We start from the raw sequence: 13,939 nt of genomic DNA, 5'->3' as shown, positions 1-13,939 counted from the left end.
TACTTGCTTAGCTATGCCCACCGCCAGCATTTTCGAAAAGTATTGTTCCCAAAATTCTCTGATGCCACGGCAGCAATAAAGTTAGAACGAGCCTAATAATGAGACTATTAGTTGCAGAAGACGTGAATTTTATTGCTATCGACAATTATCAATAGTTGTTCCCATCAAAATAATTTTGATAAAAATTATAGGCGTTGGCCAGAAAAAATGGCGGGCGGGCGCTGGCATATGGGTTGTAGCATCATTTTTTCTTGACTTTTTGTTACTATTGTGTCAAGACAAAAGTAAATGATAAGACAATAAACTGAACTTGATATTTCATAATTATTGGGTGAAAGTTAATTTCTAACACCTCAAAAAAAGATTTAGTCGATATATCCACAATTTATATCTTCGCACTTTAATCATTTTTAAGAATGTGAAATTTGGAAAAAGCTTTAATAGTAAAATCGACAGGAAGTTGGTATAAAGTTCGTCGAAAAGACGGATCTACTGTAAATTGCAAATTGAAAGGAAACTTGCGAACTAAATTTATAAAAAGTACAAATCCGGTGTGTGTTGGCGATTGGGTCGAATTTTATATAAATTCCAGCGATGGAGTAGGGCAGATTACCAATATCGATGACAGAAAAAATTATCTTGTCAGACGTTCAATAAATCTTTCGAAAAACTATCAGGTAATAGCCGCAAATATTGATTTTGCATTTCTAATAGTTACTATCGATTTTCCTAAAACAACCACAATTTTTATTGATAGATTTCTTGCCACTGCCGAAGCGTATATGGTTTCTGTGAATATTGTTTTCAACAAAATAGATTTATACAACGAAAAAATGATGAGTAAATTGACCGAACTAAAAAATATCTACGAAAAAATCGGGTACAATTGTTTTCAAATTTCAGCGAAAGAAAATATCAATATAGATTCTTTAAAAGAAAAAATGCAGAATAAAGTAAATGTTTTTGTTGGAAATTCCGGTGTTGGAAAATCCACTATATTAAATTCTATTGATGAAAGTTTAAATTTAAAAACAGGAGATATCTCCGACTATCATAAAAAAGGAAAACATACTACCACTTTCTCCGAGATGTTTGAACTTAGTGAAGGAGGATTTATAGTAGATACTCCCGGGATTAAAGGATTCGGCGTTTTTGATATGCAAAAAGAAGAACTTTTTCATTTTTTCCCTGAAATTTTCGAACTTTCAAAAAACTGTAGATATAACAATTGTACACATATTCATGAGCCACAGTGTGCCGTGAAAGTTGGCTTGAAAGAAAAGGAAATCAGCAATTCGCGATATGATAGCTATTTGAGTTTGATGAACGATAATTACGACAAATACCGCATAAATCCATTGTAGAATTTCAATGAAACAAGTTCTTGTATATTCAGCTTATTTAAGTTTTTTGTCCAAACTTGTTCAAAGACCAATGAGAATTAATAGAATTTGTTAGCCACTCTATGGTTGAAATTGTTGTTGTGTCATTTGTTAGGATTTTATATCCCTTAATTAGTGCCACTAAGAAAACTCCATTTTCTTCAAATGACTCATAGAAAACTGGCAGTATTTATAGAATAATTTATTTTTGATAAGATTTCTATTTTCTTTCATATGTATATGCTTTTGTATTTGACAAATGAAAAAAATAGAAATGTCGCAATCCCGAATTAGGGATTAATTTTGAACTGTTTTCTTAGAGACGCTTTATAATGTAAGAAATTTAATAATTTTGTATCTGAATTGAAAATAAGAATATATGAACGGACATACTCCTGAAGAAAGGAAGCATATTTTAAATCTGTACGACGAATTGATAAAAGGTAGTCCTCGCATTCAGAAACCAGAAAGTTTAAGATTAATTAATAAAGCTTTTAAAATTGCTGATGAGGCTCATTTGAATATGAGAAGACGGTCAGGAGAACCGTACATTTTCCATCCTTTAGAGGTAGCAAAAATTGTAACTGTTCAAATTGGTTTAGGAACAAAATCTGCTGTCTGTGCCCTTCTTCACGATGTTGTTGAAGATACTGAATATACATTTCAAGACATTGAAGAACTTTTCGGAGAAAAAATTTCTAATATTATAAAAGGGCTGACTAAGCTCACAGGAGTTTTCAGAAATCAGGAAATAAAAAAAGCCGAAAATTATAAGCGTTTGCTACTCACTATGTCCAACGACATTAGGGTAATTCTAATAAAACTTGCCGATAGATTGCACAATATGCAAACTTTAGAGTTTATGCCCGAAAAACAAAAACGAATAGCTTCTGAAACAAATTTCTTATACATCCCGCTCGCCCATCGTCTGGGGCTTTACAATATTAAAACTCAACTTGAGGAATTAACTTTTAAATATTTACATCCGATAGTATATAGTGATTTAGAAAGACGAGTGCTTGAAAATAGTGATAATAGCATTCACAGAATTAAAGAATTTATTAAGCCAATAAATGACAAATTACATCAGGAGAAAATTATTTTTGATATAACTGCCCGTCCGAAATCAATTTTTTCTACATGGGAAAAAATGCAAAAACAAGGAATTTCATTCCATGAGGTTTACGATTTGTTAGCAATCCGGTTCGTTTTTGAACCAAAGGCTAATGTTTCAGAAAAGGCATTGTGTTGGATAATTTATTCGATTATTGCAGGTGAATATAAACCAAAACCTGGTCGATTGCGCGATTGGGTAAGCACTCCGAAAGTGAATGGCTACGAGGCTCTTCACACCACAGTGATGGGAAACGATGGCAATTGGATAGAAGTGCAAATTCGTTCGCACAGAATGGATGATATTGCTGAACGAGGTTTAGCATCACATTGGAAATATAAAGAACCAAAAGATGAAGAAACGCATATTGAAAGATGGATAAAAAGAATTGGCGATTTTCTGAACAATCCTGATTCCGATGCCGGAGAATTTCTTGACAATGTAAAATTAAATTTAGATTTTTCCGAAATTTATATATTCACACCTCAGGGGCAGATACGAAGTATGCCAAAAAGTGCCACAGCTCTCGATTTTGCTTTCGACATCCATTCCGATATTGGCTATCATAGTATTGTGTCAAAGATAAATGGCAAACTTCAGCCATTGAATTATGTGCTGCAAAGTGGCGATCAGGTCGAAATATTAACTTCAAAAAACCAAAATCCAAAATTCGAATGGCTCAATTTTGTGGTTACCACTAAAGCAATTTCGGCAATTAAAAACGCTTTTAAAAACGAAAGAAAAGAAGATATTACAAAAGGTATGGAAATGCTTAATGGTGCTTTACAAAATCTTAAACTTTCGGTGAATAATACAAATGTCAGGAAATTGTTGAATCATTCGAAAATCAAAAACAAAGAAGAATTATATTTTAAAATTGGAAGAGGAATTGTTGATTTAAGTAATCTTGATAAAATTGTTCAGAAAAAAAGAAGAAATAAAATAATAAAATATTGGCAACTTCAAATTATTCGTTCTACTGCAAAAATCGTAAAAAGTACAAAAACAGACGACAAAACTTCAAAAACAAAAAAGACTCCAAAAAAACCTAAATTAGTCGTAGAAAATATAAACAAAAGTGAATATACTTCAGCAAAATGCTGCAAACCAATTCCTGGCGACAAAATTATTGGATATACAAAAGCAGATGGATCAATACTTATACATAAAACAAAATGTCCGAATGTGGCAGCAATTCAGGCAAGATATAAAGAATTGCTCATAAAAGTTGAATGGACCACACAAAAATTGGATTCTTTTTTGGAGAAAATTTCTCTGGTAGGAATCGAAAAACCAGGATTGGTTGCCGATCTGGCAAATTCAATTACAGAGCATCTGAAAATAAATATCCGTTCGGTTAAAATTGACAGCCATGATGGAATTTTTAAAGGTTTTTTTGAGGTATATGTTCATAATGTAAATGATTTAAATATCTTAATATCGCATTTAATTAGAATAGACGGAGTAGATTCTGTTCATAGAGTAGAATCTGCCGAAGAATTATAGCATCAAAATATATTGTTTTTATAACAAAATGAAAAGATTTTAGTTTCTAATTCTTTTAAAAATAAATAAATGGATTTATCAGACAACTTTACCGACATTCTAAAACTTGAAAATGATTTTGTAAAACTTCGTGCCATCGAACTTTCCGATGCCGATATTATTTACAAGTGGGAAAACGATCCATCGGTTTGGAAACTAAGTAATACCATAGTGCCATTTTCAAGATATATTATCAGGAAATATGTCGAGAATTCCCATCTCGATATATACGAAACCAAACAATTGCGGCTAATGATAGATGCAAAAAATATGTCGGAAAATTCTACAATCGGTGCAATTGATATGTTCGATTTCGATCCCTATCATAATCGTGCAGGCATAGGAATCCTTATTGGCGAAGACGAAAACAAAGGGAAGGGCTACGCCTCGGCTGCTCTCGAATTATTCATTAATTACGCATTTTCTCATCTCGGATTGCATCAACTTTTTTGTAATATAACTGCCAACAATGATCATAGTTTGAATCTATTTCGAAAACACAAATTCGAGATAGTTGGTGAAAAAAAAGAATGGATAAAAACTCATGAGGAATTTCTAAACGAATATATGTTGCAACTAATAAATGAATAAAAGAAAGCTCGAAATATTCAATTGTATTTCAAACACATTTCATATTCTTTTGATTATATGATATTAATTTACACAGAAAATACTACATCAAGATTAAAATATATATTTAATTTAATTTTTTGCGATTTATTGAATGCAGAAATTCGGTTTACAAATAGTAAGGATGAATTCTTAGCCGCTGGTACGCCAAAATTTAATTATTCCGGTTCAAAAATTAAAGATGAGTTATTTTTAGAGTCAAATCCAATTCTTTTTGAAGAATCTATTGTAGGAAAAAATATTTTAGTTTCTGAATTTCAAGATCAAAAAATCTTTTTCGAAACTAATGAGGATTCTTTTTTTTGCTTCGATATATTTGCTGCAAGTTTCTATCTAATAAGTAGATACGAAGAGTATTTGCCCGGCAAAAAAGATAAATTCGGAAGATTTCTTGCAGAAAATTGTATTGCCTTTAAAAACAATTTTCTTGAAGAACCTATTGTAAACAATTGGGTTTTGCTTTTTAGAAAAAAATTGAAAGAAGTTTTTCCGAAAATTTCTTTTGCAGAAAACAATTTTTCGTACATTCCTACTATTGATATTGACAATGCTTTTGCATATAAATTTAAAGGATATTACAGAATTTTTGGAGCATTGGCTAAAACTATAATAGACTTTAATTTCAAAGAAACAATTGAGAGAATAAAAGTTCTATTAGATTTAAAAAAAGACCCATACGACACTTATTCTTTTCTCAACAAAGTTCATAAGCAGCACAAATTCAATGCAATATTCTTTTTTCTGCTTGGGAATTTTAGTCAATACGATAGAAATATCCCTGTATCAAATGTTAGCTTTCGCAAAATGATATACGAAATTTCAAGAAAAATTAGTATTGGAATTCATCCATCCTTTGCGTCTAATACAAACAAGGCTCAATTAAAAAAAGAAATTCACAACTTGAAGGAAATTGCAAATCAAAAAATTGAAATAAGTCGCCAGCACTATTTAATGCTGTTTTTTCCTGAAACTTATCAAAATCTCCTAGAAAATGGAATAAAGCAAGATTATACTTTAGGTTATGCCGAAAAAATTGGTTTTAGAGCTGGAATTTGTAGCCCATTCAATTTTTTCGATCTAACCAAAAATATTGAAACTGATCTGAAGATATTTCCGTTTCAAGTGATGGATGTAAGTCTAAAAAAATACTTAAAATTTTCGAGCGAAGAATCAATTCAAAAAATTACAGAACTAATCGAAAAAGTAAAAAGAGTAAATGGAACATTTATTAGTTTGTGGCACAACGAGTCGTTAAATGACATTGGAGAATGGAACGGATGGAGAAAAGTTTATACTAAAATGTTGGAAGCTTGCCAATAACAATTATTTTTATCAACAAAAATCAAATTGAAAATCAGGTATTTAAAACATAAAGAAATTGATATAAAAAAATGGAATATTTCCATTGCCCGATCTGTAAATGAAATAGTCTATGCTAATTCTTGGTATCTTGATATAGTTTCGGAAAATTGGGATGCACTTGTAGAAGGCGATTACGAAAGTGTGATGCCGCTAACTCACAAAAAAAAGTATGGGATTCAATATCTTGCTCAACCTGATTATACTCAGCAACTTGGCGTTTTTTCTTCAAAAAAGATTGATGCTGTTTTAGTAGAAAAATTTCTTAGAGCAATTCCGAAAAAATACAAAATTGTTCAAATAAAATTAAACACAATCAATAAAATAGAGAGCGATATTTTTGATTTAAAACCAAATGCAAATTTTCATCTCGATTTGATTGAACCTTATGAGATTCTTCAAAAAAAATATTCAAAAAATACAAAACGCAATCTCAATCAAGCAAAAAAACATGGAATTTATCTTTCGAAAGGTATAACTACCAACGAATTAGTTAAGCTGTTTGTCGAAAATGTAGGTGATACACTTATTGGCATGAAAAAAAGTCAATACGATATTCTTCGTCGGTTGATTGCTTTTTTCCTGAAAAATAATTTAGGTAAAATCTATGCTGCATATGATTCATCAAACACACTTTGTGGAGCTGTATTTTTTATTTTAGCAAAGAAAAAAATCACCTCACTGATTACGGTCTCATCACCCGAGGGTAAAAAAAATAAATCAGTGTTTCTGATTTTTGACCATATAATAAAATTATATTCAGAAAAACACATGACTCTCGATTTCGAAGGCTCAAATATTCCAGGTATTGCTCGATTTAATAAAGGTTTCGGCGCTACAGCTTGCGAGTATATGGGTGTAAATATTAACCGCTTACCCTGGATTTTAAGAATTTTTAAAAAATAAGAAAACTTATAAATTTGCTGGCTGGCTGGAATATTCTTGGCTACCTTCGCCAAAACATCGGAGCAATAGACACTATGCTTACAGGGATCTCGCAAAATATTATTATGGCAAAAAGTGGTGGTGGTTTGGTTTATTGGCCATTGTTCGGCATCGACAATATTGGAAATATGAACCCAGGCGAAGGCTACCAAATAAAAATGCTGGCTGCTGATACTTTGCTTTATCCGGCGAATTAGTTACATTATTTTTTGTAAAGAGTTTTAGCAGGTTTTTGGAAGTTTTGCATAAAATTAAAAGGTTTTTATATATTTGAGGCAAAATTATTTCGATTTATTTAACAGATTTTAAGAAATTGAACAAATCTTTTAACTTTTTATTAACAGCATGTAGTAATACTTAGATATATTTTTGTAGTGTAAAAGTTTTGATATTATTTTAACAATTTAATTATTTAATTATGAAAAAATTATTTTTAATCATTAGCCTTGTTGCTTTTCTTGGAGCAACAACAGTATCTTCTTATGCAGCACCTAAAAATGATAATACAGTAAATGTAGATGAAGAAAAATGTAAAGTTTGCGGCAAAGAAGATTGCAAAGATAAAGGAAAATGTAGTGCAACTGCCACAGATGGAAAAACTTCAGATAAAAGTGCATGCAAAGCTGAAGCTAAAAAAGATTGTTCGAAAAAATGCGGACCAAAAGCTAAAAGCTCTTGTTGTTCAAAAAAAGCTAAAAAAAGTTCTTGTTCTTCGAAACATCATTCAAAAAACAAAACTGAAAAGGAATAAGCCTTTCTGAAAATAATCTATAATGAAAACCTCACAATTTGTGGGGTTTTTTTATTTCCGAATATTTCGTATTTTGTAAAAGTAAAAATGTTGATTTAATTTTACGAAACAGATAGAATTTCAAAAAAAATGTTTCTTTCGCTAAAAATAGAAATGAAAAATTGTTAGATATGGATCAAAACAAACAACAGACTGAAAAAAACAGAAAGGAATATCTCGGTAGAATAAATAAAGTAATCGACTATATTGAGCAAAATATTGATACACAATTAAGTCTTAAGAAACTTTCTGATGTAGCCAATTTTTCGCAATTTCATTTTCATAGAATTTTTTCATCAATTATTGGCGAAACGCTAAATTCCTTTATCAGGAGAAAAAGACTTGAAAAGGCGGCTTCTGCCATTATTGCAAACAATAATCTATCTATATTAGATATTGCAATACAATGTGGTTTCTCAAGTTCGGCAACATTTTCTCGCTCTTTCAAAGAATATTTTAGCAAAAGTCCATCTGCTTATAAGGCTGAAAAGCAAAATAGCAATATTCGCAAACTCTTTAGCAATAATAGTGAAATTGTTGAGAAAAACTCCGGCTATCTTTGCAATGAATTATTAATATTTAATGAAAAAAAGTTAGTTATGAAAACAAAAGTAGAAGTGAAAGAAATGCCCGAATTGAATGTTGCATATTGTCGGCACATTGGACCATTCAACCAGATAGGTAAAGCTTACGAAAAACTCATGCGATGGGCTGGTCCAAGAGGATTAATCAATTTCCCTAATACGAAAATGTTATCTGTATTTCACGACGATCCGAACATTACCGGGAAAGACGGTGTTCAGCAAAGTGCATGTATCACTGTTCCTGAAAACACAAAAGTTGATGGAGAAATTGGAACTATGACCGTTGCAGGTGGAAAATTTGCGATAGCTCGTTTCGAAATCGACGAAACTCAATTTCAGGAATCCTGGGATTTGATTATGTGCAAATGGTTGCCTGAAAGTGGTTATCAATGCGACGATAAACTACCATACGAATTATATCATAACGATCATCAGCAACATCCCGAAAAAAAGTTTATCCTTGATATTTGTGTGCCTGTGAAACCATTATAAACTTATGGGGACTTCTAAAAATTGGTTTATCAAGGCTTTCGAAATTTATAAAGCTCGATTTTACTTCTGTAAATGAGTGTTTTAGAAATTTCGAGTAACGTAGAGAAAGCGATTTTTAGAAGTCGCCTTATTTGAAAATTAGAAAAACAGAAAGCCGGCATGAAAATTTTTCATGCCGGCTTTTTTAGTATAAACAATATATTTGCGGCTTAGAAACTAATATTTTGAAAGATGGAAAACCAGAAAATACAGTTTTCACATAGCACACCGGTTCAGGTACGTTTTAACGATATTGATATAATGGGGCATGTCAACAATGCAATTCATCAATATTATTTCGACTATGCCAAAATGAAATATTTTGACCATATGCTTGGTACTGAAATAGATTGGAAAAAGACCGGCATTGTCCTTGCAAATATTGTTATTGATTATTTTGTGCCAATTTTTCTTGAAGAAGAAATTGAAGTTTTAACGAAAATCAATAAAATTGGAAATAAAAGTTTTGAAATCAAACAGAAAATTGTGAATAGCCTGACATCTGAAATAAAATCGGAAAGCACTTCAACTATGGTTTGTTTCAATTATTATTTGCGAGAATCAATAGCTATTCCGCAAGATTGGAAAGATAGATTTGAAAAATTCAGTTAGAATTTATTTGAATTCACTGCAAAAATTGAATTAGAATAAAATCAGACCTTCTATTTTACAATTTTAAACTCAGTCCGGCGGTTTTGAGCTCTTCCTTTTTCGGTTTCGTTGGAGGCTACGGGAGAATTTTCACCATAACCTTCATAGCTTAATCGGGTATTACTAATTTCATTTTCAGTCAGATAATTATAAACTGATAATGCTCTGTTTCTCGAAAGTTTTATATTATAATCATCTTCACCAATATTATCAGTATGTCCGCTGATTTCAATATTTACTTTCGGATTTTTATTTAAAAACGAAATCAATTTTGATAATTCGGCTTTCGATTCTGGTTTTAAATCGTATTTATCGGTTTCGTAAAAAATATTTTTTAAAACCACTATTGCTCCTTCGCGAATTGGTTGCAATGGAATATCCATCAAAAATGTTTCGGACGGGTTTTCAGGATTTTTTAATGAAAAATTTTCTGAGTAAAATAAATAGCCTGTTTTTGAAACATTCAGAGCATAGTTTTTGTTCACAGGAAGGCAAACCAGAAACTCGCCGGTTTTGTTGTGCGAAAATGCTTCCATTACCAATTTTGATGTTTCTAAGTCTATCAATTCAAATTTTGCTTTGAGTTTTTCGTTCGTAACTGCATCGAAAACTTTTCCTTTTACATAAGTAACCTGAAAGGGTTGAGCTTCGTCGTACAATTCGAAATTGTAAATATCTTTTCCACGGCTTCCTTCTCTATTCGATGAAAAATATGCGAGATTCCCTTTTGCATTTACAATTAGGAATTCTTCATCTTTATGAGTATTAATAGGATAGCCCAAATTGTCGGGGCGTTTCCACTGATTAGTTACACCTTTTCTGCTAACATAAAGATCTAAACCGCCCATTCCGAGCCAAGCATCGGAAGCAAAATATAATGTTTGATTGTCTGGATGAATAAATGGCCCTGATTCTGTACCTCTTGTATTTATCGAGTCGCCAAGGTTTTCCGGTTTGCTAAATCTGCCATGATCGTTGATGTACGATTTCCAAATGTCCATTCCGCCTTTTCCGCCCGGACGGTTACTCACAAAATATAAAGTTCTGCCATCTGATGAAATAGAAGGTTGGGATTCCCAATATCTGCTGTTCACAGGTTCGCCAATATTGATTGCTTCGCTCCAGCGATTTCCTGTTTTTTTTGCAAAATAAATGTCGCAGCCTCCATAACTGTCGGCCTTCTGGCAAGCAGTAAAAAACATATACATCCCGTTTGCCGAAAGCGTTTGTGCACCTTCATTTCCATAAGTATTTACGGGTTTCCCAATATTTTTTGAAGGAGTCCATACACTGTCTTTTTTGTAGGAAATGTAAAAATCTTCGTGTGTAGAATTTCCAAACTCATTTCTTCCACTTGGATAAATATTTTTATCGACCGGCAAATCAACCGAAAAAACAAGAGTTTGTTCATCTGCTGAAAGCGAAGGCATGTAATCATCAAATTTGGTATTTGCATTTTCGCCAAGGTTTAAGGGATGAAATGGTACCGGATTTTCCATGAGTTTCATTGCAAAAGTGCATCTTTTTATTCCTTCCTTCGCCATTTTTCTGAATTTAGTCTTTGTAGCCTCATAGTCCAGAAAAGTTTCAAAATTTGATTTGGCATCTTCATAATGCCCTATCATCAATTCTGAAAGTGCAAGGTTGAGATATGTTTTTGCAGAATAATCAGGATTGAATGGTAAAACATTATAATATGTCTGAATTTCTTTTTCGAATTCGCCACTTTCGTTATAAATATCTGCCATTAACAGATATGCCTCAATAAAACCTGCATCGATTTCTATTGCCGCCTTGAGTTGCTGAATAGCTTTGTGATTTTGCCGCATATCGTAACTCATTAATGCTTTTTCGAATTGTTTTATGGCTTTTTTCGAACTTGTTGAATATTTCTCCTGTGCAAAAAGACAAATTGAAACAAGCAGGAAAGAAATTATTAGAAGTTTTGTTTTCATTTTTTCAATTTTAATCTCGTAAAATTAACAATTTTTATAACTAATGGGAACTTCTAAAAATAGTAAATTTCAAGGCGTAAGAAAATTGAAAACCGCTGTTTACTATTGTAAATGAGGATTTTAAAATTGCTAAACAACGAAGAAATTTGCATTTCTATAGGTTTCCTTAAGGGCAAATTACAATACCTCAAGTTTTGTTGTCTGAATATTGGAAATTTTCTATTGCATATTGTAAATTTGAAATGCACTTCTATCATTCGTGCGAAAGCTGGAATCTACCCAAAAATTGTTCAAAATACATTTTTTAACAAATATTTTTTTCTTCCTAACACTCAAATGCTTACAAGATTATTTTGCAAATAATTACCAAAATACATCAAAAAACATGAAAGGTTTTTTGGCTTTTTGTTATTACAATATAAGAGGCATTAGTTTTTTGAAAAAACATTGAATGAAAAAATTAGAAAAAAGAATAAATACTATTCAAATGATTTTAGAATTCCTTGCAAACTTTGCAGCTTTGTTAAAGCTCAAAAATTTGACAAAGCTCCCATACAAAGCAGACCTGACAGGTTTTCAAAACATGTCAGGTCTAAACGACACAGCGAAAAACAACTCGAAAATAATTTACCCAAATTGCACTAAGCTTTTCAAAATTGGCAAAAACAAATTCATATTAGTTTGACTTTACACAAAATTTGTTTTATTTTTGAAAAACGAAATAACTTTTGAAAAACGACTTATTAAAAACTAAAAAATTGTTTATTAAACTAATATTTTATGAAAAAATATTTAATACTACTCTGCCTAATTTTTTCCTTCCTTTTTGGATATACACAGATTATTAGTTATGACTGGCTTAGAACAATGGGTGGTGAAAATGATGATAAACCTATTCACTTGTCGAGTCAAGATAATAATTCATGTAATCTGGCAATTTATTCTCCAGGGAGCTCAGATAGTTTGTTTTTAACAGATACTTCTTTTGCTGGCAATTATAATCATTTATTTAGGTTAGAGACAAATGGAGAAATAATACCTGGCATCAATTTGCCAAATATTAGTAATGCCTTATTTATTAATTTTATTTTTAATTCTTATAGTAGGTACACATTGTGTTCAAAAATCTCATTTTCGTCTATCACTTATGGCAGCTCTATCAGCAATCTTGTTACAAATTCTCAAGATATTTATGTTGTTAAAGATGATTTGTCAGGTAATCCAATATCTATTCTTGGCTTTGGTGGGTCAGGTATTGACGAACCAACACATTTTGTATTAGATAGTGATGGAAATATAATAATAACAGGCTACTACAACAGTCCAAATTTAAGTTTTGCCGGCACTACAATAGGTAATTCCGGAACAGAAGATGCTTTTATAGCAAAATACGATTCGCTTGGCAACGAACTTTGGATAAGAAGAATTGCTTCTTTAGATGATGATGAACCCGAAGCTTTGGCTGTAGATGATTATGGAAATATTTATTATGCACAAATAACCTATGAAGATTTTTTATGGGCTGATGGAAATTTTTTATATGCAAACAATAGCAATGGCGTATCATTTCTTTTGAAATTCGATCCAAATGGAAACCTTATCTGGAACAAATTGTTACACTCTAATGCCAGCTCAATATATGACCAGAATTTCATTTGTGATGTTGAAATTGATAATTCAAATAATGTATTAATCAGTGGGTATTCTAGTGGTCTGACATTTTTATTTGATTCAGATACAATATGGTCATCAAATGTGTATCCTGTTCAGCCTTATTGCCATAACCCGTTTATTGTAAAATTAGATACTAGCGGTTCAGTATTGTGGAGCAAGTATGCTATTACTGAATTTTCCTTAAATGAATCTGTACAGCCAGTAATTACCTATGATAAAGACAATTGTGTTTATTTCTCTTTTTGTTACGAAGGGGATACGATAATATTTGATAATGATACTATAATTCCAGTTTCGCAAATAACTGACAAAATGCCAATATTAAGCAAATTTGATTCTTCTGGAGTAAGACAATGGTATAATAATTTGGAAGCTCAACCATTTGCCTACCTAAGAGAATTAGATGTAGCGGACAATTATGATATATATATGAGTGGTGTATTCAATTCGGTATATTCAATTCAATTTGATAGTCTTGTTTCACCTAGCTTTTATACAAATAGCAATGATATTTTTTTATTAAAAGCCACCCAATACGTCCCCGACCACACCAAACATTTTGTAAATCTAAATCTGGGTTGGTCAATAATTTCGAGCTATGTTGATCCTTATGTGCCCGATTGCGATTCAGTTTTTGCCGATGTAGCCACCTATATGGTTCTTATGAAAAACGAAATTGGAGAAACTTTTTGGCCAATGTATAATGTAAATACTATAGGCGATTTGCAAATTGGTGAAGGTTACATTATAAAAATGTACAATTTCAATATCCTCGAAGT

Annotated in this window: 12 protein-coding genes; 11 read left to right on the top strand and 1 reads right to left on the bottom strand. The window is 31.6% G+C overall.

The window, feature by feature from the left end; genetic code table 11:
- The first annotated feature begins 425 nt into the window (after positions 1-425).
- The 9 genes from rsgA (at position 426) to HN894_08815 (ending at position 9,492) form a co-directional block, all read left to right on the top strand.
- The gene (rsgA, locus tag HN894_08855) at positions 426-1,364 is read left to right on the top strand and encodes a ribosome small subunit-dependent GTPase A (protein MBT7143434.1); all 939 of its coding nucleotides are present in this window, start codon (positions 426-428) and stop codon (positions 1,362-1,364) included.
- Between the two features lie 397 nt (positions 1,365-1,761).
- On the top strand, positions 1,762-4,002 hold the full coding sequence (locus HN894_08850; protein ID MBT7143433.1) for a bifunctional (p)ppGpp synthetase/guanosine-3',5'-bis(diphosphate) 3'-pyrophosphohydrolase: 2,241 nt from the start codon (positions 1,762-1,764) through the stop codon (positions 4,000-4,002).
- A gap of 69 nt (positions 4,003-4,071) precedes the next feature.
- Positions 4,072-4,632 (top strand): GNAT family N-acetyltransferase, encoded by a 561-nt coding sequence (locus HN894_08845; GenBank protein ID MBT7143432.1) that lies wholly within the window; start codon positions 4,072-4,074, stop codon positions 4,630-4,632.
- Positions 4,633-4,689: 57 nt separating this feature from the next.
- Positions 4,690-5,991: a hypothetical protein gene (locus HN894_08840; protein MBT7143431.1), complete on the top strand. Its 1,302-nt coding sequence runs from the start codon at positions 4,690-4,692 to the stop codon at positions 5,989-5,991.
- Positions 5,992-6,018: 27 nt separating this feature from the next.
- Positions 6,019-6,936 (top strand): hypothetical protein, encoded by a 918-nt coding sequence (locus HN894_08835; GenBank protein ID MBT7143430.1) that lies wholly within the window; start codon positions 6,019-6,021, stop codon positions 6,934-6,936.
- Between the two features lie 14 nt (positions 6,937-6,950).
- Positions 6,951-7,172: a hypothetical protein gene (locus HN894_08830; GenBank protein MBT7143429.1), complete on the top strand. Its 222-nt coding sequence runs from the start codon at positions 6,951-6,953 to the stop codon at positions 7,170-7,172.
- Between the two features lie 221 nt (positions 7,173-7,393).
- On the top strand, positions 7,394-7,726 hold the full coding sequence (locus HN894_08825; GenBank protein ID MBT7143428.1) for a hypothetical protein: 333 nt from the start codon (positions 7,394-7,396) through the stop codon (positions 7,724-7,726).
- A 170-nt stretch (positions 7,727-7,896) separates the two neighbouring features.
- Positions 7,897-8,841 carry an AraC family transcriptional regulator gene (locus tag HN894_08820; GenBank protein ID MBT7143427.1) on the top strand — a complete coding sequence of 315 codons (945 nt, stop codon included), beginning with the start codon at positions 7,897-7,899 and terminating at the stop codon, positions 8,839-8,841.
- 231 nt (positions 8,842-9,072) lie between these two features.
- Positions 9,073-9,492, top strand: a complete 420-nt coding sequence (locus tag HN894_08815) for an acyl-CoA thioesterase (protein ID MBT7143426.1) — start codon at positions 9,073-9,075, stop codon at positions 9,490-9,492.
- Between the two features lie 50 nt (positions 9,493-9,542).
- Here HN894_08815 and HN894_08810 read toward each other — a convergent pair whose 3' ends face one another.
- Positions 9,543-11,486 (bottom strand): OmpA family protein, encoded by a 1,944-nt coding sequence (locus HN894_08810; GenBank protein ID MBT7143425.1) that lies wholly within the window; start codon positions 11,484-11,486, stop codon positions 9,543-9,545.
- Positions 11,487-11,937: 451 nt separating this feature from the next.
- Between HN894_08810 and HN894_08805 the strand changes: the two genes are divergently transcribed.
- Positions 11,938-12,171, top strand: coding sequence for a hypothetical protein (locus tag HN894_08805; protein ID MBT7143424.1), 234 nt, complete (start codon positions 11,938-11,940; stop codon positions 12,169-12,171).
- Between the two features lie 95 nt (positions 12,172-12,266).
- Positions 12,267-13,939 (top strand): hypothetical protein (locus HN894_08800; GenBank protein MBT7143423.1); only part of this gene is annotated, 1,673 nt, incomplete at its 3' end.

It is taken from the genome of Bacteroidota bacterium (genome assembly GCA_018692315.1).
Classification (GTDB): Bacteria; Bacteroidota; Bacteroidia; order Bacteroidales; family JABHKC01; genus JABHKC01.
The sequence above is the reverse complement of the archived record's forward strand: the minus strand, read 5'-3'. Positions and strand labels throughout refer to the sequence as shown.

Bases quoted from the DNA above. Each gene is read 5' to 3' on its own strand.
- HN894_08845 (MBT7143432.1), top strand. From the start codon at position 4,072: ATGGATTTATCAGACAACTTTACCGACATTCTAAAACTTGAAAATGAT.
- HN894_08815 (MBT7143426.1), top strand. From the start codon at position 9,073: ATGGAAAACCAGAAAATACAGTTTTCACATAGCACACCGGTTCAGGTA.
- HN894_08825 (MBT7143428.1), top strand. From the start codon at position 7,394: ATGAAAAAATTATTTTTAATCATTAGCCTTGTTGCTTTTCTTGGAGCA.
- HN894_08810 (MBT7143425.1), bottom strand. From the start codon at position 11,486: ATGAAAACAAAACTTCTAATAATTTCTTTCCTGCTTGTTTCAATTTGT.
- HN894_08840 (MBT7143431.1), top strand. From the start codon at position 4,690: ATGATATTAATTTACACAGAAAATACTACATCAAGATTAAAATATATA.
- HN894_08805 (MBT7143424.1), top strand. From the start codon at position 11,938: ATGAAAAAATTAGAAAAAAGAATAAATACTATTCAAATGATTTTAGAA.
- HN894_08820 (MBT7143427.1), top strand. From the start codon at position 7,897: ATGGATCAAAACAAACAACAGACTGAAAAAAACAGAAAGGAATATCTC.
- HN894_08850 (MBT7143433.1), top strand. From the start codon at position 1,762: ATGAACGGACATACTCCTGAAGAAAGGAAGCATATTTTAAATCTGTAC.